Origin of the sequence: Parasynechococcus sp. (genome assembly GCF_045559935.1) — a bacterium.
Taxonomy (GTDB): domain Bacteria; phylum Cyanobacteriota; class Cyanobacteriia; order PCC-6307; family Cyanobiaceae; genus Parasynechococcus.
In genome coordinates this window covers 301,314-326,426 of sequence record NZ_JBJLJL010000008.1, presented here as the reverse complement: position 1 = coordinate 326,426, position 25,113 = coordinate 301,314, and the positions used below count along the sequence as shown (strand labels likewise).

The 25,113-nt window shown below is 63.4% G+C and carries 24 protein-coding genes and 1 pseudogene; 15 read left to right on the top strand and 10 right to left on the bottom strand.

Translation table 11 applies throughout. The features are described 5' to 3' along the window. Window positions 1–2: 2 nt before the first annotated feature. From ACJ0G7_RS06285 to kdsB, 3 genes are read left to right on the top strand one after another with little or no spacing between them, the layout of a single operon-like run. Window positions 3–2,396: a UvrD-helicase domain-containing protein gene (locus ACJ0G7_RS06285; RefSeq protein WP_407395444.1), complete on the top strand. Its 2,394-nt coding sequence runs from the start codon at window positions 3–5 to the stop codon at window positions 2,394–2,396. Between the two features lie 25 nt (window positions 2,397–2,421). Beyond that, window positions 2,422–3,132 carry a hypothetical protein gene (locus ACJ0G7_RS06280; protein ID WP_043694379.1) on the top strand — a complete coding sequence of 237 codons (711 nt, stop codon included), beginning with the start codon at window positions 2,422–2,424 and terminating at the stop codon, window positions 3,130–3,132. Further along, window positions 3,132–3,920 carry a 3-deoxy-manno-octulosonate cytidylyltransferase gene (kdsB, locus tag ACJ0G7_RS06275; protein ID WP_407395443.1) on the top strand — a complete coding sequence of 263 codons (789 nt, stop codon included), beginning with the start codon at window positions 3,132–3,134 and terminating at the stop codon, window positions 3,918–3,920. The genes ACJ0G7_RS06280 and kdsB overlap by 1 nt, the downstream gene beginning before the upstream one ends. Here kdsB and ACJ0G7_RS06270 read toward each other — a convergent pair. After that, on the bottom strand, window positions 3,917–4,468 hold the full coding sequence (locus ACJ0G7_RS06270; RefSeq protein ID WP_043694384.1) for an HAD family hydrolase: 552 nt from the start codon (window positions 4,466–4,468) through the stop codon (window positions 3,917–3,919). The two genes, kdsB and ACJ0G7_RS06270, sit on opposite strands and share 4 nt — an antisense overlap. Beyond that, window positions 4,465–5,478, bottom strand: coding sequence for an SIS domain-containing protein (locus tag ACJ0G7_RS06265; RefSeq protein WP_173402143.1), 1,014 nt, complete (start codon window positions 5,476–5,478; stop codon window positions 4,465–4,467). The genes ACJ0G7_RS06270 and ACJ0G7_RS06265 overlap by 4 nt, the downstream gene beginning before the upstream one ends. Window positions 5,479–5,496: 18 nt before the next feature. Between ACJ0G7_RS06265 and ACJ0G7_RS06260 the strand changes: the two genes are divergently transcribed. Both ACJ0G7_RS06260 and ACJ0G7_RS06255 read left to right on the top strand, forming a co-directional pair. Further along, window positions 5,497–6,711 (top strand): CCA tRNA nucleotidyltransferase, encoded by a 1,215-nt coding sequence (locus ACJ0G7_RS06260; protein WP_407395442.1) that lies wholly within the window; start codon window positions 5,497–5,499, stop codon window positions 6,709–6,711. Beyond that, on the top strand, window positions 6,711–8,117 hold the full coding sequence (locus ACJ0G7_RS06255; RefSeq protein WP_407395441.1) for a hypothetical protein: 1,407 nt from the start codon (window positions 6,711–6,713) through the stop codon (window positions 8,115–8,117). Before ACJ0G7_RS06260 ends, ACJ0G7_RS06255 begins: the two co-directional genes overlap by 1 nt. Before the next feature lies 1 nt (window position 8,118). Here ACJ0G7_RS06255 and selD read toward each other — a convergent pair whose 3' ends face one another. Both selD and galE read right to left on the bottom strand, forming a co-directional pair. Next, entirely contained in the window at window positions 8,119–10,245 is a 2,127-nt protein-coding gene (selD, locus tag ACJ0G7_RS06250) for a selenide, water dikinase SelD (protein WP_407395440.1), read from the bottom strand. Then, window positions 10,242–11,285, bottom strand: coding sequence for a UDP-glucose 4-epimerase GalE (gene galE / locus ACJ0G7_RS06245; protein ID WP_407395439.1), 1,044 nt, complete (start codon window positions 11,283–11,285; stop codon window positions 10,242–10,244). The genes selD and galE overlap by 4 nt, the downstream gene beginning before the upstream one ends. A gap of 127 nt (window positions 11,286–11,412) precedes the next feature. On the opposite strand from galE, the gene ACJ0G7_RS06240 reads away from it, so the two are divergent. The 9 genes and pseudogenes from ACJ0G7_RS06240 (at window position 11,413) to ACJ0G7_RS06200 (ending at window position 22,376) form a co-directional block, all read left to right on the top strand. Next, window positions 11,413–12,174, top strand: a complete 762-nt coding sequence (locus ACJ0G7_RS06240; RefSeq protein WP_043694398.1) for a peptidylprolyl isomerase — start codon at window positions 11,413–11,415, stop codon at window positions 12,172–12,174. Further along, window positions 12,171–15,128, top strand: coding sequence for a peptidase domain-containing ABC transporter (locus ACJ0G7_RS06235; RefSeq protein ID WP_043694401.1), 2,958 nt, complete (start codon window positions 12,171–12,173; stop codon window positions 15,126–15,128). The genes ACJ0G7_RS06240 and ACJ0G7_RS06235 overlap by 4 nt, the downstream gene beginning before the upstream one ends. A 2-nt stretch (window positions 15,129–15,130) precedes the next feature. Beyond that, the gene (locus tag ACJ0G7_RS06230) at window positions 15,131–16,414 is read left to right on the top strand and encodes an HlyD family secretion protein (protein WP_407395438.1); all 1,284 of its coding nucleotides are present in this window, start codon (window positions 15,131–15,133) and stop codon (window positions 16,412–16,414) included. Window positions 16,415–16,423: 9 nt separating this feature from the next. Then, window positions 16,424–16,999 (top strand): annotated as a pseudogene (locus tag ACJ0G7_RS06225) (glycosyl transferase family 1); the annotation flags it as partial. Window positions 17,000–17,041: 42 nt separating this feature from the next. Then, window positions 17,042–17,674: a glycosyltransferase gene (locus ACJ0G7_RS06220; protein ID WP_407395861.1), complete on the top strand. Its 633-nt coding sequence runs from the start codon at window positions 17,042–17,044 to the stop codon at window positions 17,672–17,674. A gap of 35 nt (window positions 17,675–17,709) precedes the next feature. After that, window positions 17,710–19,002 carry a histidine--tRNA ligase gene (gene hisS / locus ACJ0G7_RS06215; RefSeq protein WP_407395437.1) on the top strand — a complete coding sequence of 431 codons (1,293 nt, stop codon included), beginning with the start codon at window positions 17,710–17,712 and terminating at the stop codon, window positions 19,000–19,002. Between the two features lies 1 nt (window position 19,003). Next, window positions 19,004–19,954: a UDP-glucuronic acid decarboxylase family protein gene (locus tag ACJ0G7_RS06210; protein WP_043694423.1), complete on the top strand. Its 951-nt coding sequence runs from the start codon at window positions 19,004–19,006 to the stop codon at window positions 19,952–19,954. Beyond that, window positions 19,951–21,354 carry a nucleotide sugar dehydrogenase gene (locus ACJ0G7_RS06205; protein ID WP_407395436.1) on the top strand — a complete coding sequence of 468 codons (1,404 nt, stop codon included), beginning with the start codon at window positions 19,951–19,953 and terminating at the stop codon, window positions 21,352–21,354. Before ACJ0G7_RS06210 ends, ACJ0G7_RS06205 begins: the two co-directional genes overlap by 4 nt. After that, window positions 21,354–22,376 (top strand): NAD-dependent epimerase, encoded by a 1,023-nt coding sequence (locus tag ACJ0G7_RS06200; RefSeq protein WP_407395435.1) that lies wholly within the window; start codon window positions 21,354–21,356, stop codon window positions 22,374–22,376. The genes ACJ0G7_RS06205 and ACJ0G7_RS06200 overlap by 1 nt, the downstream gene beginning before the upstream one ends. 61 nt (window positions 22,377–22,437) lie before the next feature. On the opposite strand, the gene ACJ0G7_RS06195 is transcribed toward ACJ0G7_RS06200, so the two are convergent. The 6 genes from ACJ0G7_RS06195 to ACJ0G7_RS06170 all read right to left on the bottom strand — a co-directional run bounded on the left by ACJ0G7_RS06195 (window position 22,438) and on the right by ACJ0G7_RS06170 (window position 24,629). Next, window positions 22,438–22,638: a photosystem II reaction center protein J gene (locus ACJ0G7_RS06195; protein WP_043694431.1), complete on the bottom strand. Its 201-nt coding sequence runs from the start codon at window positions 22,636–22,638 to the stop codon at window positions 22,438–22,440. Between the two features lie 10 nt (window positions 22,639–22,648). Then, window positions 22,649–22,768, bottom strand: a complete 120-nt coding sequence (locus tag ACJ0G7_RS06190; RefSeq protein ID WP_043694434.1) for a photosystem II reaction center protein L — start codon at window positions 22,766–22,768, stop codon at window positions 22,649–22,651. A 9-nt stretch (window positions 22,769–22,777) separates the two neighbouring features. Continuing rightward, complete coding sequence (gene psbF, locus ACJ0G7_RS06185) at window positions 22,778–22,915, bottom strand: cytochrome b559 subunit beta (RefSeq protein ID WP_043694437.1); 138 nt, start codon at window positions 22,913–22,915, stop codon at window positions 22,778–22,780. A gap of 4 nt (window positions 22,916–22,919) precedes the next feature. Next, on the bottom strand, window positions 22,920–23,168 hold the full coding sequence (gene psbE / locus ACJ0G7_RS06180; RefSeq protein WP_043694445.1) for a cytochrome b559 subunit alpha: 249 nt from the start codon (window positions 23,166–23,168) through the stop codon (window positions 22,920–22,922). A gap of 70 nt (window positions 23,169–23,238) precedes the next feature. Then, window positions 23,239–24,240 carry a photosynthesis system II assembly factor Ycf48 gene (locus ACJ0G7_RS06175; RefSeq protein ID WP_043694449.1) on the bottom strand — a complete coding sequence of 334 codons (1,002 nt, stop codon included), beginning with the start codon at window positions 24,238–24,240 and terminating at the stop codon, window positions 23,239–23,241. Window positions 24,241–24,251: 11 nt separating this feature from the next. Then, the gene (locus tag ACJ0G7_RS06170) at window positions 24,252–24,629 is read right to left on the bottom strand and encodes a rubredoxin (protein WP_253912868.1); all 378 of its coding nucleotides are present in this window, start codon (window positions 24,627–24,629) and stop codon (window positions 24,252–24,254) included. A gap of 119 nt (window positions 24,630–24,748) precedes the next feature. On the opposite strand from ACJ0G7_RS06170, the gene ACJ0G7_RS06165 reads away from it, so the two are divergent. Next, on the top strand, window positions 24,749–25,111 hold the full coding sequence (locus ACJ0G7_RS06165; RefSeq protein ID WP_043694457.1) for an NAD(P)H-quinone oxidoreductase subunit 3: 363 nt from the start codon (window positions 24,749–24,751) through the stop codon (window positions 25,109–25,111). Window positions 25,112–25,113 lie beyond the last annotated feature (2 nt).

Genomic DNA, 25,113 nt, shown 5'->3' with positions numbered 1-25,113 from the left:
CAATGAGCTTTCTTGCAGGACTCAACGACGCCCAGCGACGGGCGGTGGATCACCACGAAGGGCCCTTGCTGGTTGTGGCTGGAGCCGGAAGCGGCAAGACCCGTGCGCTGACCCATCGCATCGCGCATCTGATCGGTGCCCACGGGGTGGATCCAGCTCAGGTTCTGGCGGTCACCTTCACCAACAAGGCGGCACGGGAGATGAAGGAGCGGTTGGAGCTGTTGCTGGCTCAGCGGCTGGCTCAGAGCCAGTTCGGTCAGCCATGGAGCACGCTGCCGCCGGTGGAGCAGCGTCAGCTGCGCTCGCGTATCTACCGGGAGGTCACCAAGGAGCTCTGGATCGGCACCTTTCACGCGCTCTTCGCGCGGATGCTTCGCTTCGACATCGACAAGTTCAAGGACAGTGAGGGGCTCACCTGGACCCGTCAGTTCTCGATCTACGACGAGGCTGATGCTCAGAGCCTGGTGAAGGAGATCGTCACCCAGGAGCTGCAACTGGATCCCAAGCGTTTTGAGCCGAAGAAGACCCGATGGGCCATCAGTAATGCCAAGAATCAGGGTTGGCTTCCCGATCAGCTGGAGGCCCATGCGGAAGGGCAGCGCGGCAAGCTCACCGCGGACGTGTACCGGCGTTATCGAAAGGCTCTGGCGGCCAACAACGCCCTTGACTTTGATGATCTGCTGTTGCTTCCGGTGCAGCTGCTTCAGCAGAACGAACAGGTGCGCAGCTACTGGCACCGCCGTTTCAGACATGTGCTGGTGGATGAATACCAGGACACCAACCGCACCCAGTACGACCTGATCAAGCTGCTGGTGACCGACGGGCGGGATCCGCAGAGCGTGGAGGACTGGAGCGGACGCTCGGTGTTCGTGGTGGGAGATGCCGATCAGAGCATCTACAGCTTCCGGGCTGCCGATTTCACGATTCTGATGGGCTTCCAGGACGATTTCGGCGATCAGGCCCCGGATGACACCACGCACACGATGGTGAAGCTGGAGGAGAACTACCGCTCCACCGCCACGATCCTGGAGGCGGCCAATGCCCTGATCGCCAATAACAGCGAACGGATCGACAAGGTGTTGCGCCCCACCCGGGGCGAGGGCGAATTGATCACCCTCACGCGTTGTGACGACGAGATCGCCGAAGCCGAGGCCGTGGTGCACCGGATTCGGATGATGGAGGCTGCGAATCCCGAACTCAGCTGGGGAGACATGGCGGTGCTTTATCGCACCAATGCCCAGTCGCGTGCGATCGAGGAATCCCTGGTGCGCTGGGGCATCCCTTACATCGTGGTGGGTGGTCTGCGTTTCTATGACCGGCGAGAGATCAAGGACCTTCTGGCCTATCTCCGACTGTTGGTGAATCCGGCGGACACCGTCAGCCTGCTGCGCGTGATCAATGTGCCGAAGCGCGGCATCGGCAAGACCACGATCCAACGCCTCACCGATGCTGCCAACCAGCTGGGGATTCCCCTTTGGGATGTGGTGAGCGACGCCGAAGCGGTTCGCTCCCTGGGTGGCCGTTCAGCCAAGGGGTTGCTGCAGTTCTGCGAACTGCTCAATGATCTGCGGCTGCGGGTGCAGGACGCTGCTCCGTCCGAGCTGATTCAGCAGGTGATGGAGAAGAGCGGGTATGTCGCTGAATTGATCACAGAAGCCACCGATGAGGCGGAGGAGCGACGCCGCAACCTTCAGGAACTGGTGAATGCGGCGCTGCAGTATCAGGAAGAGAACGATGAGGGCGACCTGGAGGGTTTTCTGGCCACCGCCGCTCTCTCCAGTGATGCGGACAGCAAGGACACCGCGGCGGATCGGGTCACCCTGATGACCCTGCACAGCAGCAAGGGCCTGGAATTTCCCGTGGTCTTCCTGGTGGGGCTGGAACAGGGGCTGTTCCCCAGTTACCGATCGCTCGATGATCCCGCTTCTCTTGAAGAGGAGCGGCGTCTCTGTTACGTGGGCATCACCCGGGCCAAGGAGCGGCTGTTTCTTTCCCACGCCAGTGAACGGCGGCTCTGGGGTGGGATGCGGGAGGCCGCAGTGCCGTCGGTTTTTCTCTCGGAGCTGCCGGAAGCGCTGATTCAGGGAGATATTCCCCAGTCAGGAGGTGCCGCGCTGCGGCGGGAACGCCGGTTGGAGCGGCTTACCCGGGTTGATCGGGATCCACCGGCCTCCGCTCCAGCCAATGCGGTGCGCCGCCGTCAGGCCGGTCCAGCCCCTGGCCGCAGCTGGTGTGTGGGCGACCGGGTCAGCCATGCCAGCTTCGGAATCGGTGAGGTCACCCACACCTTCGGCAGTGGTGAAAAGGTCTCGATCGCCGTGAAGTTCGCTGGGATGGGACCCAAGATCCTGGATCCGCGGTTGGCTCCGATCGAACCTGTTTCAGGCACCGATTAACCTCCAGCCCAGCCTCCGACGGTCCGTGTCCTCCGCCAGTCAGCCGATCCCTGTGTTCATCGGCTACGACCCGCGGGAACGGGCGGCGACCAACGTCCTGATCGACAGCCTGTACCAGCACAGCAGTGTGCCGCTGGCGATCACGCCGCTGGTGACTCCGCAGCTGGAGGCCCAGGGTCTGTACCGGAGAGAACGGGATCCCAAGCAGAGCACGGCCTTTTCCTTCACCCGCTTCTTGGTGCCCCATCTGATGGGGTATCAGGGCTGGGCCCTGTTCATGGACTGCGACATGCTCTGCCGGGCTGACATCAAGGGGCTCTGGGATCAGCGCGATGACAGCTTTGGCGCCATGTGCGTTCAGCACGAGCATGTTCCAGGGGAAACCGTGAAATTTCTCGGTGAGGTCCAGAGCGCCTACCCCAAGAAGAACTGGAGTTCACTGATGCTGCTGAACTGCAACCGCTGCACCAAGCTCACCGTTGATTACGTCAACTCCGCCACCGGTCTGGAACTGCATCGCTTCCACTGGCTGGAGGGTGACCACGAGATCGGAGCGATCACCGGAGGCTGGAACCACCTGGTGGATGTGCAGGTTCCGCCCGATTCCCAGGAGGCCTCGCCGATGCTGCACTGGACTCTGGGGGGCCCCTGGTTCCGCGAACAGCGCACGATGGGAGGGCCGCTGGCGGCGGAGTGGTTCAGCGCCCGCGATGACGCCATGAAGCTCTGGGACTGATGACGATTCAACGCAGCCTGGTGGCCGTTCCGGCCCGTCTGCAGTCATCCCGGCTGCCCAACAAGGTGATGGCGGACATCGGCGGCAAGCCGATGATCCAGCGGGTGCTGGAGCGCTGTCGGGAGGCATCCGGTGTGGCAACTGTTGTGCTGTGCACCGATAGCGATCAGCTGCGTGATCTGGCGGAGGGACTCGGCTTCCCTGCCTTGATGACCTCGGAGCACTGCAGTTCCGGCAGCGAGCGGATCGCGTCGGTGGCCGAGCAGCTGATGGCCCTGGCCTGGGGGGATCAGGCCCCTGTGGCGGAGGAGACGGCCATCATCAACGTGCAGGGCGACCAGCCCTTCATCGATCCGGCGGTGATCGAGGGGATGGTTACGGAGTTCGGTCGTCTCAATCCCGTGCCTGCCGTTGTGACCCCGGTGTATCGGCTGCATCCGGAGACGATTCACAACCCGAATGTGGTCAAGACCCTGCTCGCCCATGACGGCCGAGCGCTGTATTTCTCCCGCTCGGCCATTCCGCACGTGCGCGATGTGGACCCTGCCGATTGGCACCGACATGCCACCTACTGGGGGCATGTCGGGATGTACGGCTTCCGCGGGGATGTGCTGGCGGCATGGGATCAGCTGCCCGCATCGCCACTGGAGGATCTCGAACGTCTGGAACAGTTGCGCCTGATCGAGGCGGGGCACACGATCGCCAGTTTCGAGGTGAGTGGCACCTCCCTGTCGGTGGATACCGCCGATCAACTGGAGCAGGCCCGCCAGATGGCGGCTTCCGCCTAGTCGTTGCGATCCCGCCAGCCCTTGCGGCTGAGCATCTGCCAGCGACCTCGGGCCTGGAGCAGTCGTTCCGCCAGTTCGCGAACGGCTCCGTGCCCCCCACGGTGGTGCAGCACGGCATCGGCCCCGCGCCGCACCGGTCGGCAGGCATCGGCCGGGGCGAACAGCAGCCCGACCACCGGACGCACCGCCAGATCGTTGAGGTCATCCCCGAGAAAGGCGGTCTGAGCCTGGCTCACCTCCAGCTGCCGTTGCAGGGCACTGAGTGCCATCGGTTTGTCCTTGATCCCCACCAGGCAGTGGCGAATGCCCAGCTGACGGGCACGCACCTCTGTGGCCCCTCCCTGACCACCGCTGAGGAAGGCGATCTCCAATCCCGCTGTCTGCAGAAGCCGGATGCCGAGACCATCCCGCACATCGAAGCGTTTGATCAACTGCCCGTCGGCTGAGAACCAGAGACCTCCATCGGTGAGGACGCCATCCACATCGAGCACGAGCAGCTGCACGTCGCGCAGCCGGCGTTGCAGCCACCACCAGCGCCAAGGGCTCACGCCAGACCCGCCTGCACCAGATCGTGAAGGCGCAGGAGTCCCTGCATCTCCTGATCCGAATTCACCACAGGCAGAACCGAGATCGGTTTGCGGCGGTTCCGCTCCATGCATTCCAGGGCATGAACCACCAGCACGTCCCCTTCCACCGTGATCGGATCCGCGGTCATCAGATCAGCGGCCGTCAGGCGGCTCCAGCCCTCGGTGCTGTGATCCTGCAGTGCGCGGCGCAGATCACCGTCGGTGATGATCCCCACCAGGGCACCGCTCTGATCCGAGCGCTCCACCCAGCCGCAGCCGATGCCATCGCGGGTGAGGCCACCGATCACCTCAGGCAGAGGCGTCTCGGGCTTCAAGGCATGCAGTTTCGAGGCCGGAACCATCAGGTCGGCCGCCGTCAGAGTGAGTTGTTTGCCCAGCGATCCGGCCGGGTGATTCAGCGCGAAGTCCGCCGGTGAAATGCCGCGTCGTTCCATCCAGACCGCCGCCAGCGCATCACCGATCGCCATCGCCACGGCCGTGCTGGCGGTGGGCGCCAGATTCAGGGGGCAGACCTCCCGATCGACGCCGGCTTCCAGAACCACATCGCTGCCGCGGGCGAGGGAGGATTCCGCCCGTCCGACGATGGCGATCCGGCCGGTGCCGCGTCGCTTCAGATGGGGCAGCACCTCCAGCAGCTCAGCGGTTTCGCCGCTGTTGGAGAGCAGCAGACAGACGTCCTCCGGTGCCACCACTCCGAGATCCCCGTGCAGGGCATCCAGTGGGTTGAGGAACAGGGCCATCAGCCCGATCGAGGAAAAGGTGGCGGCGATCTTGCGGGCCACGATGCCGCTCTTGCCCACGCCCGTGATCACGAGCTTGGCTTTGCGATCGGCACAGCGTTCCAACAGGGTCAGCGCCGCTTCCACCTGCTCGCTGCTCAGTCGTTCCGCCGCTGATGCGATGGCGGTGGCTTCCTCCTGCAGGCAGCGGGTCAGAGCGGACAAGTGCCGGATCCGGGATGATCGGTGCATTGTCCTGCACGCCGCGCCATGGACCTGCCGGGTGTGCCGAATGCTCTGCTGGATGCTCTCCGGGCTGCTTCCCGGGAGCTCGGCTGCGCTCATCTCGCCTTCGTCGGAGGGGTCGTGCGCGACGGACTGCTGCATCGGCGCCACGGTGTGGCCTGGCGCGGAGTTCCGGATCTCGATCTCGTGGTGGAAGGGGATGCCCGCCAGCTCGCCCTTGCACTGCAGCGAATCTGCGGCTCGGAGCGCCTCACCGCCTGCCGGGAGCACGGCAGTTTCGGCACCGTCGAGCTCTGTCTGGATGGTGTGCTCCTGGATCTGGCGACGGCTCGCCGGGAGTCCTATCCCGCCCCCGGGGAGAATCCCGTCGTTCAGCCCGGCACCCTTCAGGCGGATCTGGTGCGGCGCGATTTCAGCATCAATGCGATGGCGTTCGATCTGATCTCCGGAGAACTGATTGACCCTCATGGGGGTCAGCGGGCTCTGCAGAAGCGTTCTCTGGAGTTGCTGCATCCCGGCAGCATCAGCGATGACCCCACCCGGGTCGTCCGCGCCGCCCGCTACGCAGCCCGTCTCGATTTCCATCTGGCTGATGACTCCCTTGAGCAGCTGCGTCAAACCATGGAGCGCTGGCCTTGGCGCTGGTCGACGGGGGATGCCAGGGAGAAGGCGCCCCCGGCGCTCTCCACCAGGCTGCGCATGGAACTGGATCGTCTGCTCCAGCGGGAACCCTGGGCGGAAGCCCTATCGCTTCTGCAGAGCTGGAGTGCGATGGCCCTTGTGGACCCTGCCTTGCAGGATGATCTGCCATGGAGGCAGCGGTTGACGGGGGCCTGCCGACTTCGGGTGCCGCTGCTGCCGGCGCTGTTGCTGGGGGCAGCCGATCCGCTTGAAGTGGCGAAGCGACTCGACCTTCCCGGACAGCAAACAAAGGTGCTCGGACAGTGCCGGGATCTGCTGGCCTGGCTGCCGGAGCACGCACCTCCGCCAGGCGCACCACCCTCCCAGTGGTGCCGCGCGCTGGAAGGGAGCGGCTGGTCCGCGGAGGCCGTGGTGCTGGCGGTCTGTCATCGCCCTGCGGAGTGGAGGCTCCTGCTGCGCTGGTGGGGGCGCTGGCGCCATGTCCGCTCACCACTGACGGCAGCGGAACTGATCGATGCGGGTTGGTCCCCCGGTCCCGGACTCGGAGCCGAGCTCAGCCGGCTTCGTCTGCAGCGGATTGATCAGGAGGGGCGTTGATGCCACGACTGATCACGCTGCTGGTGTGCTCACTCTTCGCCATCAAGGCGCTGGTGCTGATCGATGCCACCGGTCTGTGGTCCGATGAGCTCTACAGCGTCGGAAAGAGTTTTCAACCAAGCCTGACGGGGTTGTTGGAGATGCTCCGCAACGACACCCACCCCCCCCTTTATTACATCGTGCTCTGGGTCTGGGGACAGGCTCTGGCTCAGACACCGCTGACTCTGCGGCTGCTGTCCTGGTTGGCTTACCTGGCCGGAGCGGCGCTGGTGGTGCGTCAGTCCGCGGCCATGACCTCCCTTGGTTCCACCCGAACCGCGGTCTCTGTGGCGGCTCTGCTGATGATCTGCAGTCCTTACCCCATCCGGTTTTCGGTGGAGGGCAAGAGCTACGCCCTGCTGGTGGCCCTTGTGGCGCTGAGCTGGTGGTGTCGCCGTCGCTGGCTGGAGGGCCGTGGTGCCGCCTGGACCTACGGGTTGAGTGTCGCTCTGGCATCGCTGACGCATTTCTACGGAGCCTTCCTGTTTGCTGCGGCGGCAGGCTGGGACGGTTGGCAGCGCCGCTGGCCGCTGGCTCGGGCGGCGTTGATCGGACTGCTTCCGACAACGCTCTGGATCGTTTATGCCTCGACCTACCTGTTCAGCAGTCGCTCCGGCAGCTGGATCGGTGTTCCCGACTTTGCGTTGCTGGAAGACACCCTCGCCAGGGGTCTGGGTTGGTGGCCTCTGCCGCGACTGCTGGTGATGCTGGCGGTTGTGCTGCTGCTGCGTCGTCGGGGTCTGACAACGGATGGCGGGGAACTGGACCGGTCGGCACGTTGGCGCCTGCTCGATCGGAGCGGCCTGATCCCCTCGGGACTGATGGTGCTGGCGGTGGTGCTGGTGTCTTTCCTCAAGCCACTGGCCTTCAGCCGTTACTTCGTGGTCCTGGTGCCCGCCGTCGTGACCTGGCTGGCGGTGGAGACCGCGGCTCTGTCCTTCAACCGCCTCGGTCGACGGCTGCTGGCCGTGATGGTGTCCCTGCTGTTGCTGGGCTGGTGGTTCCACAGCTTTCGCGAGATCCGGGCTGGCGGGGTGCGCGAGCAGAGCAATTTCCGCGCCGTCAGCCGCTTGACAGCCGGGATGACCGAGCGATTTTCACCGCGCCCGCGACTGTTCAACCTCAGCGATCGGATGGAAGGGGTTTCCCAGGTTCCCTGGGGAGATGAGGACGAGCTTGACGACCGTCTGAACGTCTTCCCTGCTCCCACCGTCATCTGGCTGGCTGCGTCTGGGCCCGAGCCGGTGATGCGCCGCCGGCTTCTCCCTCTCGAGCGGCGTGTGAGGCAGGCCGGCTATCGCTGTGAGGTCAGATCAGCCGAACTGGCCAATGCCAGGGTCCTCCTCTGTACTGCCGGGGAGACCTGAGTTACAGAACACAGCCGATCCGATGCCAGGAATGCAGGGATTCCAGCCGCATGGCCAGCGTTTCTGAACAGCCGATCAGCAGCGGCCCGCAGGTCTGCGGATCCACCAGCAGCTCCAGCAATGCCCGATGGCGTGAACCTCCGATCCGGAGTCCCTCCAGGTTCAGATGGATCCTTGGGCCAGCCTTCCCGGCTGGTGCATCCAGCCAGCGCCAGGCACTGCGGTTCGCAGGGGCCAGGCTGCTGCAGTGACCGGCCTCCAGCAGTTCCAGAGCGCCGTTCAGGCTGGGGATCTTCACGGCATCCAGTTGCAGGCGACAGTCGTCGTCAAGCATTTCACCGAGATGTCCGAGCAGGCCGAACCCGGTGATGTCGGTGCAGGCATGCAGCTCCTCCTGTTCCGTTTCCTCGCGGAGCAGCTCCTCCAGGAGGGGGTGCTGGCTTGAGCCCATCATGCGCTCGGCACGGTCAAGATCCTCGGCGTCGGCAGCCCCCTGCATCGCGGCAGCGAACAGCACGCCGGTGCCGAGAGGACGGCTGAGCAGCAGTCGGTCGCCATGCCGCAGGCCTCGTTTGCTCCAGCCGGTTCCGGTGTGTTTCCGCCGGACCTGACCATTGACGCAGAGGGTCACCTGCATCCCGAGCGAGGCCGGTGCCGGGGTCGGATGACGGGCCTCCAGGGTGTGCCCGCCGATCAGCGCGGCTCCCTGAGGTTCCAGTGCCGATTGCAGGCCAGCCAGGGTCTGGCGCAGCAGCTCGGATTGCAGCGGGCTCGACAGGGCCGGAACGGTGATCACCGCCTGGGCACTGGTCACCATGGCTCCGGAAGCCCAGAGGTCGGAGCAGGCATGCAGAGCGGTCAATCGGGCGTTTCGCCACGGGTCGCTGAGCAGAGCTGGAAAGCCATCGACGCTCTGAAGCCAGCTTGAGCCTGCAGTTCCCGCTGGCAGCAGTTCAGCGGCATCCTCCGGTTGCTGCGCAGCGGAGCGGAGCCCCGACTCGGCAAGGGCTGCGGTCAGGGGAGAGGCTGCCAGCTTGGCGGCACAGCCTCGGCAGGCCATCGACGCGTCCGGATCGATGGAGTCCATCGTCTGCAGCTGCTGGAATCCCGCCATGAACCGGCGATCGATCCGCTGCTTCCACCACCAGAGCCATCGAAAGGGTCCCAGCCGCCAATGGCCTTTCAGGGCCAGGGCCTGGGGAGCGGATCCTGGAATTCCGAGCAGCTGCAGGGCCTGACGCTGCGGTCGCCAGGGTCGGGTGCTTCCGCCCCGGCATCGGGCTTCGAGATTCGCCGCCAGGGGCCTTGCTGACCGCACAGCCCAGACGCCTGATGCGGGCCGGGGATCGGATCGGATCACAGCACAGTCTCCGCTCGCGAAGATCAGGGTCTCCCCTTCCACCTGCAGGTGGTGATCCGTGAGCAGCCGTCCGTTCTGATCCAACGGCAGACCGGTGGCCTGAAGCCAGCTGGGAGCACGACTTCCGGTGCAGTGGAGGGACGGTCCCGGCAAGGGTGCATCAGCTGGCTGCAGCTCGATCCGATGACGCTTCAGAACCTGCAGCACCCTCGCTTCCAGGCGCTTGGGAAACGCCTGCAGTCGCAGCGATCGTTCCGGCCAGCGGTGCCGCAGGGCCAACACCACTTCAACCGCCGCCAGCCCTGATCCGACGACGCAGAACGGTGCTGCATCCCCGGCCGGCTTCTCCAGATCCTCCGCTTCGAGAAAAGCCAGAGCGGGCTCCAGCGGTTTGATCGGCATTCCGCCTGAGGGTCTGGTCTCCGCACCGACATCGAGGCTGAGCAGTCCGAAGCGCAGGGGCGGTCGCTGCGAGAGTTCAAGCCGCTTGCCGGTGCGGTCCACGCCGGTGATCTCCGCGATCACCAGAGCGACCCCGGCACGAGCCGCGAGACGCCTCAGATCGATCGCTGCGTCCTGCCGCTGATAGATCCCGGCAATCAACCCGGGCACCATTCCCGAGTACAGCGCGGTGCTGTGCCGGTTCACCAGAATCACGGGGCGCCTCGGTCTCCGCTCCGGGTGCATGGCCCAGCGGCGCAGCACCAGGGCATGGCTGTGGCCGCCGCCCGCCAGCACCAGGGCATCCTCCGGGACAGCGGTCGTCATGAGCCGCTTCTGTACCCCATCGGATTCGCCTGCTGCCAGGCCCAGCCGTCGCGGCACATGTCCTCCAGCGTCCGGCTGGCCTTCCACCCCAGCACCTCTGCTGCCTTGCGAGGACAGGCCTCGAGGCGGGGCACATCGCCCGGGCGACGTTCCACCATCCGTCTCGGGATGGTGAGGCCTGTGGCTGCTTCAAAGCCGTTGACCACCTCAAGCACGGAAAGGCCGCGGCCTGTTCCGATGTTGAGGGTGAGATGCGTGGGGGCTGGCTGTCCGAGCAGATGGCGGAGGGTGCTGCTGTGGGCCTCCGCCAGATCCATCACGTGGAGGTAGTCGCGGATCCCGGTGCCGTCCGGTGTCGGGTAGTCCTGTCCGAACACCTGAAGAGACTCCCGTCGTCCGGCGGCCACCTGGGTGATGAACGGGAACAGGTTGTTGGGGACGCCCAGGGGATCTTCTCCGATGTGCCCACTGGGATGAGCACCAACCGGATTGAAGTAACGGAGGCTGGCAATGCGCCAGGGGCTCACTCGGCAGAGTGCCTGCAGCATCGTTTCCACGGCGAGCTTCGTCTGCGCGTAGGGATGCACGGGCGCTGTCGGTGTGTCCTCGCGCAGCGGGAACACCTCCGGTTCTCCGTACACCGTGGAGGTGCTGCTGAAGACGAGCGTGCGGCAACCGTGCCGCTCCATCGCTTCCGCCAGGCAACGGCTGCCGCTCAGGTTCACATCCCAGTAACGGAGAGGGTCGGCCACGGATTCCCCCACCGCCTTGAGCCCGGCGAAATGAATCACCCCATCCACAGCGCCTGGGGCGGCACCGAACACCCGCTCGAGATCCTCTGCGGAGCGCACATCCCCCTCCACCAGGGTCAGCGCTTCGTTGTCGTGGCGATCGGCCAGCTCAAGCACGCGCTGCATCGGTTCAGGGCTGCTGTTGCTGAAGTTGTCCAGCACCAGAAGGGAATGGCCCTCGTTCAACAGCACAAGACAGGTGTGACTGCCGATGAATCCCGCCCCACCCGTGATCAGAAATCGCGCCATTCCGCCTGGATCAGCCAAGGGTTTTGATGATTCTGCGCGGGAAACCGAACGATCGGGCAAGGTCTCCGACCATTGCGCTGAAAGGTCCTGAATCCGCCTCTATCTTTCGACGGGATCAGGAGTTGACGTGGAAACCGGAACGACGGTTCAGGACCTGAGCCGCGTGATCAGTCCAGAGGGGCAGCAGCTCCTCCAGCACCACAACCTCTTGCGTCCGCTCATCGAGAAGATGGTGATCGACGAGACCACAGCGGCAGCGGTTGTTTCGGACGAGAAGCTGGCTGAAGCGAGGCTCGGTCTGCTGAAGCGCCGGGGATACACCTCCCTTGAGCAGTGGTCTGATCTCCTGACGGAACTCGGCAAGAGTGACGATGATCTCAGCGGCCAGTTGCTGCGCACCCTGCGCGTCAGTGCCATGGCCCGAGAGAAATTCGCACCGAAGGCTGAGGCCCGATTCCTGGAACGCAAGAACGAGCTCGACCAGGTTGTGTACAGCCTGCTCCGCCTCAGCAACCGTTTTCTGGCCAGGGAGCTTTATCTGCAGATCGAATCCGGTGAAGCCAACTTCGCTGATCTCGCGGGCCGTCATGCCGAAGGGCCTGAACGCAACACCAACGGAATCGTCGGACCGGTCCCGCTCACCCAGGCCCACCCGATTCTTGTGGAGAAGCTGAGGGTGGCGAAACCAGGGGACTTGCTGGAACCGTTCAAGGTCTCGGACTGGTGGCTGGTGGTCAGGCTGGAGCGCTATTCGCCCTCGACCTTCACCGACGAGGTCTCCGACGCCATGTGCAAGGAGATGTTTGACGCCTGGATCAACGAGCTGACCGCGTCTAGCTTGAGTCGCCTTCAGGGAGATGGCTCGGACGCCAGCGAGCAGACGTCATGACCCAGTCACCCCCCTTCCCCCTGCTTCAGCTGCCGGCGTTCAAGGATCTCAGCTCTGAGGGTGCCGCCCGGCTTCAGCAGGAGACGCGTGGCCTCAAGTTTGATCTCGGACATCAGCTGGTGGAGGACGGTGAGATTCCCGCCCGCGTGCTGGTGCTGTTGCAGGGCCAGGCCCGCCTGGTCGGTGAGCAGCGGGGACGCATGACCACGGTGGGCAAGTTCGGGCCGGGAAGCATCCTGGGAGCGGCAAGTCTGCTCTGCGGTCACCCCTGTGAGAACGTCGTCGCTGCCCAGGAGGTGGTGGCTGCGGCGATCCCGGATGAGACGTGGCTGCATCTGTACAAGACAGAGTCGAGTTTCCGCCGATGGTGCGATGGCCAGCTGTGGCCTCAGGAACTGCAGTTCCTTCTGGAAACCCTGATCGCAGGCTCGGCCAATGCCGAGATTTCCACGCTGCAGTTGCTTCAGACCCACTACAAGGCCTGTCGCCACTGCGCTCCGACCGCTGAAGCGATCCGAGCCGCTCAGGATGAGGGCGCCACGGTTTTCCTCTCCTCCTCCTGGGGAGAAGCCTCCCCAGGTCGTCTCGTTCAGGCCGACTCGGATCTGCCTCCGACCGATCGTTTCGCCCCCCGCCTGGTGGCTCTGCCTCAGGAGGTGATGGATGCCCTCGGGGGTGACGCCAGTCTCACCACCACCGCCAGCGCGGTGGAGGATGCATCGACGTCCACCTTGACGCTGCTTCCGGCCTCTGAGGAGGAGGGATCCCTGCCTCCCGTGAGCCATTACAGCCCGGAACGGAATGTGGTCGACAGCCTTCGACTGATCCGCGCCGACGGTCCGATCGATGAGACCTTGGCCTGTTTCCAGATGCTGGCGCAGCTGATGAAGCTGCCGTTCCGGCGCGATTCGATCGAGAAGGTGCTGCGCGACAACCTGCGGCGTGGCCTCACCCCCAATCTTCAGCTCTGCGGACAGCTGGCCGCCAGCCTCGGTCTGCATGTGATGGCCGCCCGGGTTCCGGCTTCAGCGGGGACCCGGCTTCAGGTTCCGTCGATGATTCCCTGGAAGGGGGGGTTCGCCCTTGTGGTGGCCAGCAACGAGCGCGGCCTGAAGTTTGCCTCTCCGAAGCACGGCATGGTGAGCCTGACGACTTCGGAGCTGGAGACGAGCTTTCCCGAGGGCATCGAGCTGCTGCTGATGGAGCGCTCCAACGCGACGCCTGAGCAGAACTTCGGCCCCGGTTGGTTCTGGCCCGCTCTGAAGCGCTACCGCGGAGTGCTCACCCAGGTGCTGGCTGCGAGCTTCGTGGTTCAGCTCTTCACCCTGGCCAACCCGCTGTTGATTCAGGTGATCATCGACAAGGTGATCACGCAGCGAAGTCTCGACACACTGCAGGTTCTCGGTATCGCCCTGGTGGTGGTGACCATCCTGGAGGGTGTGCTCGGCAGCCTCAAGACCTTCCTGTTCGCCGAGACCACCAACCGAATCGATCAGCGCCTGGGAGCGGAAGTGATCGATCACCTGCTGCGTCTGCCCCTCGGTTACTTCGATCGGCGGCCCGTCGGGGAACTGGGCACGCGGGTCGCCGAGCTCGAGAAGATCAGGAACTTCCTGACAGGTCAGGCCCTGACGACGATTCTCGATGCGGCGTTTTCAGTCATCTACATCCTTGTGATGATCGTCTACAGCTGGCTGCTCACCCTGATCGCCCTCTCGGTGCTGCCGATCCAGGTCGGAATGACGATTCTCGGAGCACCGCTGTTCCGTCGTCAGTTCCGCGCCGCCGCCGAGGAGAACGCCAAGACTCAGAGCCACCTGGTCGAGGTGCTCACCGGCATTCAGACGGTCAAGGCCCAGAACGTTGAAATGGTCAGCCGCTGGCGTTGGCAGGAGTTCTATTCCCAGTACATCGCGCGCACCTTCGAGAAGACGATCACCGGCACGGCTCTGAACCAGACCAGCCAGGTGCTGCAGAAGATCTCCCAGTTGATGGTGTTGTGGGTCGGTGCCTCGATGGTGCTGAAAGGAGAGCTGACTCTCGGTCAGCTGATCGCTTTCCGGATCATCTCCGGCTACGTGACCCAGCCGTTGTTGCGTCTGTCCACGATCTGGCAGCAGATCCAGGAGCTTCGGGTGAGCTTTGAACGCCTTGCCGATGTCATCGACACTCCTGAGGAATCCGATGAGGTGGATAAATCAAAAGTGATGCTTCCGCCTCTGGAAGGTCAGGTGCGCTTCGAGAATCTCTCGTTCCGATTCCGGCCCGGCCAGCCGGAAGTTCTCAAGGACGTCAACCTTGAGATCAAGCCCGGCACCTTTGTCGGCATCGTCGGGCAGAGCGGCAGCGGCAAGAGCACTCTGATGAAGCTTCTGCCTCGTCTCTATTCCCCAGAGGAGGGCAGAATTCTCATCGATGGTTACGACATCGACAAGGTCGAGCTGTATTCCCTGCGTCGCCAGATCGGCATCGTTCCGCAGGATCCTCTGCTGTTCAGCGGCACCGTGAGCGAGAACATCGCTCTCACCAATCCTGAGGCTTCCAGTGAGGAGATCGTGCGTGCGGCGCGTCTGGCCAATGCCCATGACTTCATCATGGAACTACCCAGCGGATACAGCACCTCCGTCGGTGAGCGCGGGGCATCTCTCAGTGGTGGACAGCGACAGCGCGTGGCGATCGCCCGCACGCTGCTGAGCAATCCGAAGCTGCTGGTGATGGATGAAGCCACCAGCGCACTGGACTACGAAACCGAACGCAAGGTCTGCGACAACCTTCTCGAGAATCTCAATGACCGCACCGTGTTCTTCATCACCCACCGCCTGTCGACCATCCGCAATGCGGACATCATCGTGATGCTGGATAAGGGCGCGGTTGTTGAACTCGGTACCCATGAGGAACTGATGAATCACCGGGGTCGTTATTTCGCCCTATACCGCCAGCAGGGGGACGCCTGACCATGAAACTCAACCCTTTTAAACGCGATGATTCCACCGGCCTGGCGCAGCCGACCAACGGTGTGCAGGACGTGAACGGCGAAACGGTGTCGATCACGCGATTCGATGAGTCCGTGCTTCAGCAGGGGCGCTTCTGGATGCGCACCGTCACATGGACGCTGATCGGCACCACGGTGTTCGGTGTGGCCTGGTTGGCTCTCGCGAGAACCGAAGAGATCGTCGTGGCGACAGGAAAGTTGGAGCCGATCGGCTCGGTGAAGGACATTCAGATGCCTGTCGGGGGCGTTGCTGACGAAATCCTGGTGAAGGAGGGGGAGCAGGTGAAAGCCGGGCAGGTGTTGATGAAACTGGACACCGAAGCGAGTGAAGAGCAGCAGCGATCTCTTCAGACCCAGATGCAGGCGCTTCAGAACAACCTTCAACTCAAGGACGATGAACTGAGTCTGAAACGCAAGGAGCTCCGCGATTACCTCGCGATGAATCGAGAGGAGGTGGCGATGCTCGAGAAAAATCTCGTTCTGGCCTCGGACATCCTCGGACGTCTGGAGGAACTGGCCCGCCAGGGAGCCACGCCGGAGCTGCAACTGCTTCAGCAGAGAAACACCGTTGAGGAGACCCGTGGTCGCCTGATGCAGACCCGCGTCGATCGGGACAGACAATCAGCCATCCTGAATCAGAACATCACGCAACTGCAGCAGGCGATCCAGCAGACCCGGTCCCAGGAGGCTGATCTGAAGGCGAAGCTTGCTGAAACGCGTGTGACCCTGCGGTATCAGCAGCTCAAATCCCCGGTGGACGGCGTGGTGTTTGATCTCAAGCCCACGTCCACCGGATTCACAGCCCAGTCCACCCAGACGGTGATGAAAGTCGTTCCTTATGGTTCCTTGGAGGCGAAAGTTGAGGTGCCGAGCAACAAGATCGGTTTCGTCAAACTTCCTCAGGGACAGGAGGGCAAGCCGGGTTGCCCGCAGGATCTCTCGATCTGCATGGATGCTGACATCAGCATCGATTCCTATCCGTCAACCGATTTCGGTGTGCTGAATGGCAAGGTCACCAAGATCGGTTCCGATGCTCTGCCTCCGGACCCTCAGGAACAGCGTGAACAACTCAGCTTTCCGGTCACCGTTGAACTGCAGCAGCAGCAGTTGAAACTCAAGAGCGGCACGTCACTGCCTCTGCAGGTGGGTATGAGCCTCACGGCGAACATCAAGCTGCGCAAGGTTTCCTATCTGCAACTGCTGCTCGGCGAATTCCAGGACAAGGCGGAATCGCTTCAGCGCCTCTGATGGGATGAGATGAGAGTTCTTTTTGTTCATCAGAACTTTCCTGGTCAATACATTCATATCGTTCAGAGGCTGGCACAACAGGGTGGCCATCAGATTGTCGCTCTCGGAATCCAGTCGATGGATACCAGTCGCATGGTCCCCGATTCTGTTCATTATTTTCGTTATCCACTGAAGCGCGGCAATGCTGAAGACGCGCATCCGCTCGTGGTGGAAACAGAATCGAAGGTGATTCGTGCCGAGGCGGTTGCAGAGGCCGCTTGGCGTTTGAAGGGAAAGGGATTTGTTCCCGATCTGATCTGTGTGCACCCAGGTTGGGGCGAAGCTCTTTTCCTGCGAACCGTATGGCCTGAGGTTCCGATGCTCAGTTACCAGGAATTCTTTTATCAGGAGCATGGTTTTGACACCAATTTTGACTCCGAGTTTGAGCCCGAACGTGATTGGCAGAGGAAGGCGAAATTGATCATGAAAAATGCTTATCTGCACGTCACGCTGGAGCAATCAACCTGGAATATCTCGCCAACCCACTTTCAGGCGAGCAGCTTCCCGGAGCATTGGCGCAGACGGATCAGCGTCATTCATGACGGGGTGGACATGGCCCGCGCGGTGCCGGACCCTTCGCCTGCGCCCATGACCCTGCCTGATGGCACTCGGCTTGAGGCTGGCCAGCCCGTCGTCACCTTCGTGAACCGACGATTGGAGCCCTACCGCGGCTGTCATACCTTCATCCGGGCCCTGCCGGCTCTTCAGAAGCGCTGTCCGGATGCCCGGATCATCGTTGTCGGCGAGACCACCGGGGTCAGCTACGGAGCGGCCTGCCCGGACGGCGAGTGGCGTGATCGTTTCCTGGCGGAGATCGAGGGGCGATACGACCCGTCGAGGGTGCATTTCACCGGCACGCTCCCTTACAGCTCATTTATCCCACTGCTCCAGCTGAGTGCCTGTCATGTGTATCTCACCTATCCCTTCGTGATGAGCTGGAGCCTGCTGGAGGCGATGGCCTGCGGTTGTGCCGTCGTCGGCTCCGATACGGCTCCGGTTCGCGAGGTGATTCGCGATGGTCACAGTGGTTTGCTCGTGAACTTCTTCTCTCCAGGGGATCTTGCGGAGGCCGTGGCCGAACTTCTGCAGAACCGGCCGAGGGCCAGAGCTCTCGGAGAAGCCGCCCGTCGTCATGTGGAACAGCTGTATGACCGGGAGGTGTGTGTCGCCCGGCAGCTGGCGCTGATGGATCTGGTGGCCAGCGGCAGCATCGCCGGCTGAAACGGCAAACTGAGGCGCTGTTCCGATCTGATGCCGTGTCGCAGCTGCAGAGCCTCAGAGGCATGGTGGATCTCTTGCCGCAGGCTCTGGAGCGCTGGCAGGCGGTGGAAGCCGTTGCCCGTGAGCAGTTCCGCCGTTCCGGATTCGGCGAGATCCGCACGCCGCTGCTGGAAACCACCGACCTGTTCTGCCGCGGCATCGGCGAAGGCACCGATGTGGTGGGCAAGGAGATGTACAGCTTCACCGATCGCGGTGAGCGGGCCTGCACGCTGCGGCCGGAGGGAACCGCATCGGTGGTGCGTGCGGCGCTGCAGCACGGACTGTTGAGCCAGGGCGCCCAGAAGCTCTGGTATGCCGGCCCGATGTTCCGCTACGAGCGGCCCCAGGCCGGACGACAGCGTCAGTTTCACCAGATCGGTGTGGAGTGGCTGGGGGCGGAGAGTGCCCGCAGTGATGTGGAAGTGATCGCGTTGGCCTGGGATCTGCTGGCCAGCCTCGGCGTCGGCGGGTTGGAGCTGGAGCTCAACAGCCTCGGTTCGGCGGACGATCGTCAGGCCTATCGCAAGGCTCTGGTGGATTGGCTCGAGCAGCGGCTGGAGCAGCTGGATGAGGACTCCCGCGCGCGATTGACCAGCAATCCGCTGCGAATTCTCGATTCCAAGAACAAGGACACCCAGGCCCTGCTCGAGCAGGCACCAACCCTGGCTGATGCCCTCAGCCCCGAGAGCCGCTTGCGGTTTGAAGCCGTGCAGCAAGGGCTGACCGCCCTGGGCATTCCCTATCGGCTCAATCCGCGGCTGGTGCGGGGCCTGGATTACTACAGCCATACCGCCTTTGAGATCACCAGCGATCAGCTGGGGGCGCAGGCCACCGTCTGTGGGGGCGGTCGGTATGACGGTCTGATCGCACAACTGGGTGGAGCGGCCACTCCAGCCGTCGGCTGGGCTCTGGGCATGGAGAGGCTGTTGCTGGTGCTGGAGGCGGCCGCCATGGCGGCTCCGAACGGGGCGGCGGCTCGGTTGGTGGGCTCGTCCGTACCCGATGCCTACGTGGTCAATCGCGGCGACCAGGCGGAGACCATGGCTCTGACGCTGGCTCGCGCTCTGCGGGCTGCTGGCCTGACCGTCGAACTGGACGGGTCGGGATCGGCCTTCGGCAAGCAGTTCAAACGGGCGGATCGTTGCGGTGCCCGTTGGGCCCTGGTGCTGGGCGATGACGAGGCGGACCGTGCTGAGGTGCGGCTGAAGCCGTTGCTCGGACAGGGGGAGGAGGTCAGCTGGGCAGTGGCGGAGATTGCCGCGATCGTGGACGTGCTGCGCACCCCCTGAGATGCGGATTCATCTCGTCACCGGCGGGGCCGGGTTCCTGGGCTCCCATCTGATTGATCGGTTGATGGAGGCGGGTGAGGAGGTGATCTGCCTCGACAACTACTTCACGGGCCGCAAGCGCAACATCGAGCGCTGGATCCGCCATCCCCGTTTCGAGCTCATCCGCCACGACGTCACGGAGCCCATCAAGTTGGAGGTGGATCGGATCTGGCATCTGGCCTGTCCGGCTTCGCCGATTCACTACCAAACGAATCCTGTGAAAACGGCCAAGACCAGTTTTCTTGGCACCTACAACATGCTCGGCCTGGCCAGGCGGGTGGGAGCTCGGCTGCTGCTGGCCAGCACCAGTGAGGTGTACGGCGACCCGGAGGTGCATCCTCAGCCGGAGAGTTACCGGGGCTGCGTCAATCCGATCGGGATCCGCAGCTGTTACGACGAAGGCAAACGCATCGCCGAGACCCTCTGCTTCGACTATCAGCGCATGAATGGCGTGGAGGTGCGGGTGGCACGCATCTTCAACACCTATGGCCCGCGCATGTTGATCGATGACGGTCGGGTGGTTGGCAATTTCATCGTGCAGGCGCTGAGAGGTCAGCCCCTGACCGTCTTCGGCGATGGTTCCCAGACCCGTTCGTTCTGTTATGTCAGCGATCTGATTGAAGGGCTGATCCGCTTGATGAACGGTGACGGCACCGGTCCGATGAATCTCGGAAATCCAGGGGAGTTCACCATTCGTCAGTTGGCGGAGTTGGTGCGGGATCGCATCGATCCTGATTTGCCGCTGATTGAAAAGCCGTTGCCGCAGGACGACCCCCGTCAGCGACGCCCTCTGATCGATCTGGCAAGGCAGGAGCTGGGTTGGCAGCCGACTGTGCCACTGGAGCAGGGACTGGGCCCGACCATCGACTCCTTCCGTAAGGTCCTCGAACTTGAGGTGGATCTGCGCGCGTGACGGTTCAACGCATCTGCTGCATCGGCGCGGGCTATGTGGGCGGCCCGACGATGGCTGTGATCGCCGACCGCTGCCCGGAGATCCAGGTGACGGTGGTGGACATCAACCAGTCGCGCATCGATGCCTGGAACGATGCCGATCTCAGCAAGCTTCCTGTCTATGAGCCGGGTCTGGATGCGGTGGTGGGTCGTGCCCGGGGCCGCAACCTCAGCTTCTCAACGGCGGTGGAAGCCACCGTCGCGGCGGCGGACATGGTGTTCATTTCGGTGAACACCCCAACCAAGACCAAGGGGCTCGGAGCCGGGCAGGCCAGTGACCTGCGCTGGGTGGAAGCCTGTGCCCGCACCGTCGCTCAGGCGGCGACGGGACACACGATCGTGGTGGAGAAGAGCACGCTGCCGGTGCGCACGGCCGCGGCGATCAAGACGATCCTGGAGGCAGCCCAGGCGGATGATCAGGGCCGCAGCTTCTCGGTGCTCTCCAATCCTGAGTTCCTGGCGGAAGGCACGGCGATCCGGGATCTGGAATCGCCCGACCGGGTGCTGATCGGCGGCGAGGACTCTGAGTCGATTGAGTCTCTGGCGGCGGTGTACAGCCACTGGGTGCCGCAGCAGCAGATCCTGCGCACCAATCTCTGGAGCAGTGAACTCTCCAAGCTCACGGCCAATGCGTTCCTGGCTCAGCGGATCAGTTCGATCAATTCGATCGCGGCCTTCTGTGAAGCCAGTGGCGCTGATGTGCGCGAAGTGGCGCGGGCGATCGGCACCGACAGTCGCATCGGGCCCAAGTTCCTCAACGCCGGCCCTGGGTTCGGCGGCAGCTGCTTCCAGAAGGACATCCTCAACCTGGTGTACCTCTGCCGCCATTTCGGCCTGCCGGAGGTGGCTGATTACTGGGAGAGCGTGGTGGCTCTCAACACCTGGCAGCAGCACCGGATCGCGCGGCTGGTGGTGCAGAAGCTGTTCGGCACGGTGACCGGCAAGCGGTTGGCGATTCTCGGTTTCGCCTTCAAGGCGGACACCAACGACACCCGCGAGGCGCCGGCGATCCGCATCTGCGGTGATCTGCTGGAGGAGGGAGCGCAGCTGGCGATTCACGATCCCAAGGTGGACCCGGTTCAGATCGCCCGGGATCTGAAGCAGGAGGCGGCAGCGGCGGCAGACGCCCTCAGCGGGACGGGCAGCTGGGCCCTGGCGGGTTCCGTGGAAGAGGCTGTCAGCGGTGCAGATGCGGTGCTGATCCTCACGGAGTGGCGTCAGTACCGCCAGCTCAACTGGGCTGATCTGGCCGCTCGGATGCGCCGGCCGGCCTGGGTGTTCGATTCCCGCGCGGTGAGTGATCCGCATCAGGTGCGCGCCGCGGGTCTCAGTTTCTGGCGTGTCGGGGACGGCGAGGGCTGATGGCACGCACGGTTCTGGTCACCGGTGCTGCCGGCTTCATCGGTGCTGCGCTCTCACAGCGGCTGCTGGCCCAGGGTGATCGGGTGGTCGGACTCGACAACCTCAACAGCTACTACGACCCGGCCTTGAAACAGGCCCGTCTGCGCCAGATCGAGGCCATTGCACCGGCCGGAGCCTGGCGGTTTGAGCCGATGGCGCTGGAGGATGGTGAGGCCCTGATGGCCCTGTTCGCGGCGGAGCGGCCGCAGGTGGTGGTGAATCTGGCGGCGCAGGCAGGGGTCCGTTATTCGCTGGAGAACCCAGCGGCCTACATCCAGAGCAACCTGGTGGGTTTCGGCCACATCCTGGAGGGCTGCCGGCACCACGCGGTTGGGAACCTGGTGTATGCCTCCAGCAGTTCGGTGTACGGCGGCAACCGCAATCTGCCCTTTCACGAGCGGCAGCCGGTGAACCATCCGGTGAGCCTCTACGCCGCCAGCAAGAAGGCCAATGAGCTGATGGCGCACACCTACAGCCATCTCTACGGTCTGCCGGCGACCGGCCTGCGCTTTTTCACGGTGTACGGGCCGTGGGGACGACCGGACATGGCCCCGATGTTGTTTGCCCGGGCGATCCTGGCCGGTGAGCCGATCAAGGTGTTCAACCACGGTCGGATGCAGCGCGACTTCACCTACATCGACGACATCGTCGAGGGAGTGCTGCGCTGCTGCCACAAGCCGGCCTCCGCGAATCCCGACTTTGACCCGCTTCAGCCGGACCCGGCGACGGCGGCTGCGCCCCACCGGGTGTTCAACATCGGCAACAGCCAGCCCACGGAGCTGCTGCGCTTCATCGAGGTGATGGAGGGAGCCCTTGGACGGGAGGCGATCAAGGATTTTCAGCCGATGCAGCCGGGAGATGTGGTGGCCACGGCCGCTGATACTCAGGCTCTTGAACAGTGGGTGGGTTTCCGTCCCAGCACGGCGATTGAAACCGGAGTGGAATGTTTCGCCCGGTGGTACCGCGATTTTTACAAGGTCTGAGATTCAGGCATGAAAAAACCGGTCCACAGGACCGGTTGAACCACGGAAATGGTTCTGGAGATCAGGCGGAACCCACCCCTGTGTAAGAGCCGTAGAAGAACAGACCGACCACAAACAGAACGGCCATTCCGCCGGCCGTTGCCACAAGCCAGAGAGGGAGAACACCTTCGGTCCAGCGGGAGCGCCAGGGCACAGCCGGACGGCCATCAGGAAGGCGATCAGGGATCCGGCCATCGGGATACAGAGACTTCTTGCTGCTCATGGGTCAGACCTCAGTTGAAGAAGTAGCTGGAGAACAGCACACCGGTGGTGAACACCAGCAGCAGGCCCAGATAAAGGCTTGTGCGGTTGAGTTCAACCGGAAGGTTGTTGGGATTGGGATTGCGTTCCATGGAATCGGATCAGCGGCGGATGAACTGCATCGCGGCCAGGGCACCGAGAAAGAAGACGGTGGGCACGCCGAGGGTATGGAGAGCCAGCCAACGCACCGTGAAGATCGGATAGTTGCGCGGCGTGGTGTTGATCGGTGTCTGTGTCATGGGGTTATTTCAGGCGGACGTCGAGTTCCGACTTGCCCTCATAGCGCTGGCTGACGACTGGGGCCTTGCTTTCGGTCGCCTGGAAGTAGGCGTCCGGCCGGGGGGTTCCAAAGGCGTCGTACGCCAGACCGGTGGATACGAACAGGAATCCCGCAAGGAAAATCGAAGGCAGGGTGACGGCGTGGATCACCCAGTAGCGGATGCTTGTGATGATCTCGAAAAACGGGCGTTCCCCGGTGGAGCCTGCAGCCATGGCTAGGGGTGTATCAGCCCGGAGATCCTAGGGGGTGACCAAGGATCGCGGGCCTGGTGATCAGGCTCAGTTACAGAGCGTTGCCCACCCAGCGCAGCAGGTTGCCCCGCTCGCCAAGCACAAAGGCCCGATCGCCATCGAAAACCATGCGGGTGAAGTTGCTGGGCTGCCGGTCTCCAACCGGATCGATTTCCCAGCTGTCACCCCCATCTCGGCTCACCAGAAGGGTTCCATTGCCGCCGCCGGCCCAGATGGCACCCTCTGCATCCCAGCCCATGTCCATGTATCCGTAGCCGTTGGTGATCGGGATGATCGGCTTGCTCCAACTGTCGAAATTGCCGGGCTCGTCATTCAGTCGGATCTGGGCGCCGCGGGCAAGCATCCAGAGTTGCCCGTCCGGCTGGTACCCAATGCTCTGCAGTCTCTGGCTGCTGACACGCTGGTGCACCTGCCAGACGCTCTCCCCCGGTTCCCAGGTGGCGTAGAAGTTGCCGAGGCTGCTGACGCTGACGTACCCGCCGTCCTCGCGCCGACGCAGATCACGGACGGATCCAGCCGCATCGGAGACCTTCGCTTCCCAGCTGCCGCCGCTGTCGTGGGTTTCGTAGACGGCCCCGACGTTGGTGGCCAGTTCGGCGGAGTGCTTGTCAAGCGCTGTGATCAGGTAGGGCTCCCCGGGGAGCTTCGTGTCCAGAAACAGGCGGGTCCAGTTCTGGCCACCGTCGATCGTGTGCATCAACAGGCCAGGCTGCCCCGCGATCCAACCTTCGTCGCCGTTGAAATCGATGCTGATCAGGCGGAAGTTCTCTTCCTCCGGCAGATCCAGGCTCCGCTCATTCCAGGTGACTCCGTTGTCGTCCGTTTCCTGGATCATCCGGTTGCTGCCCACCAGGAAACCGTGGGAGCGGTCGGTGAAGCCGACATCGAGGGGGTTCGATTCCGTGTCCAGGTTCTGGGCCTGCCAGGGACTGGACGTGGCAACGGGCAGGCGGGTCGTGACACAGCCGCTGAGACTGATGCCCAGCACGAGCACCAGAAGGAGATTGGCGGCGGAGGAGAGCAGGCGATTCATGGTGATGCCGGTCAGCGCAGGGAATACAGCGAAAGGAAGAAGGCGAATGCCAGGGCCAGCCCGCCGAAGATCAGCACATTCTTCTGCCCCGGGGTCAGTCGGTTCACACCGAGGCCGTAGTTGAGGTTCTCCTCGAAGCCACTGGCCTTGCTGCGGGGGCCGATATCCCGGAACGCCGGCATCCGGCTGCGGCAGACCGGACAACGGAAGCTGAGCGGATCCAGGTCCTCGAAGGCGGTGCCTGCTTCGATGCCCACTTTCTTGACCCCTTCGTCGGGGTCGTACACATAGCCGCAGCTCCGGCACTCAAAGCGATGAGTCCGGGGATCGGTCTCGGTGGGATCTTTTTCTGCACCGTCCGCAGGTTCGATCGACTCTGGCTGTCCGATCGCCTGTTGCTGGTCAGTCGCCGGATCGTCGCTCACCGCTGTGCTGTCATGCGGAGTGACTCTATCGGCGTCAACTGCTGGCAGTGAATGCCAAAATGGACCGGACTACGGGGACGTTCATGTTCGCCCTGCCCGGCTATGACGCCTTCCTCGGATTTCTGCTGATTTCTGCAGCGGTTCCGGCACTTGCCCTGATCACCAACAAACTGCTGGCGCCGCGCAGTCGGGCTGGTGAACGGCAACTCACGTACGAGTCCGGCATGGAGCCGATCGGCGGTGCCTGGATTCAGTTCAACATCCGCTATTACATGTTCGCACTGGTGTTCGTCATCTTCGATGTCGAGACCGTGTTTCTTTATCCGTGGGCCGTTGCTTTTCACCGACTCGGTCTGCTCGCGTTCATCGAAGCGCTGATCTTCATCGCCATCCTGTTGGTGGCCCTGGCCTACGCCTGGCGCAAAGGCGCACTCGAATGGAGCTGAAT

What these genes read in the sequence shown, in the direction of transcription:
- psbF (WP_043694437.1), bottom strand. Translation starts at nt 22,915, where the DNA reads ATGACACAGACACCGATCAACACCACGCCGCGCAACTATCCGATCTTC.
- psbE (WP_043694445.1), bottom strand. Translation starts at nt 23,168, where the DNA reads ATGGCTGCAGGCTCCACCGGGGAACGCCCGTTTTTCGAGATCATCACA.
- ACJ0G7_RS06190 (WP_043694434.1), bottom strand. Translation starts at nt 22,768, where the DNA reads ATGGAACGCAATCCCAATCCCAACAACCTTCCGGTTGAACTCAACCGC.
- ACJ0G7_RS06255 (WP_407395441.1), top strand. Translation starts at nt 6,711, where the DNA reads ATGCCACGACTGATCACGCTGCTGGTGTGCTCACTCTTCGCCATCAAG.
- ACJ0G7_RS06220 (WP_407395861.1), top strand. Translation starts at nt 17,042, where the DNA reads ATGACCCTGCCTGATGGCACTCGGCTTGAGGCTGGCCAGCCCGTCGTC.
- ACJ0G7_RS06165 (WP_043694457.1), top strand. Translation starts at nt 24,749, where the DNA reads ATGTTCGCCCTGCCCGGCTATGACGCCTTCCTCGGATTTCTGCTGATT.
- selD (WP_407395440.1), bottom strand. Translation starts at nt 10,245, where the DNA reads ATGACGACCGCTGTCCCGGAGGATGCCCTGGTGCTGGCGGGCGGCGGC.
- kdsB (WP_407395443.1), top strand. Translation starts at nt 3,132, where the DNA reads ATGACGATTCAACGCAGCCTGGTGGCCGTTCCGGCCCGTCTGCAGTCA.
- ACJ0G7_RS06195 (WP_043694431.1), bottom strand. Translation starts at nt 22,638, where the DNA reads ATGAGCAGCAAGAAGTCTCTGTATCCCGATGGCCGGATCCCTGATCGC.
- ACJ0G7_RS06200 (WP_407395435.1), top strand. Translation starts at nt 21,354, where the DNA reads ATGGCACGCACGGTTCTGGTCACCGGTGCTGCCGGCTTCATCGGTGCT.
- ACJ0G7_RS06175 (WP_043694449.1), bottom strand. Translation starts at nt 24,240, where the DNA reads ATGAATCGCCTGCTCTCCTCCGCCGCCAATCTCCTTCTGGTGCTCGTG.
- galE (WP_407395439.1), bottom strand. Translation starts at nt 11,285, where the DNA reads ATGGCGCGATTTCTGATCACGGGTGGGGCGGGATTCATCGGCAGTCAC.
- ACJ0G7_RS06230 (WP_407395438.1), top strand. Translation starts at nt 15,131, where the DNA reads ATGAAACTCAACCCTTTTAAACGCGATGATTCCACCGGCCTGGCGCAG.
- ACJ0G7_RS06285 (WP_407395444.1), top strand. Translation starts at nt 3, where the DNA reads ATGAGCTTTCTTGCAGGACTCAACGACGCCCAGCGACGGGCGGTGGAT.
- ACJ0G7_RS06235 (WP_043694401.1), top strand. Translation starts at nt 12,171, where the DNA reads ATGACCCAGTCACCCCCCTTCCCCCTGCTTCAGCTGCCGGCGTTCAAG.
- ACJ0G7_RS06260 (WP_407395442.1), top strand. Translation starts at nt 5,497, where the DNA reads ATGGACCTGCCGGGTGTGCCGAATGCTCTGCTGGATGCTCTCCGGGCT.
- ACJ0G7_RS06265 (WP_173402143.1), bottom strand. Translation starts at nt 5,478, where the DNA reads ATGCACCGATCATCCCGGATCCGGCACTTGTCCGCTCTGACCCGCTGC.
- ACJ0G7_RS06210 (WP_043694423.1), top strand. Translation starts at nt 19,004, where the DNA reads ATGCGGATTCATCTCGTCACCGGCGGGGCCGGGTTCCTGGGCTCCCAT.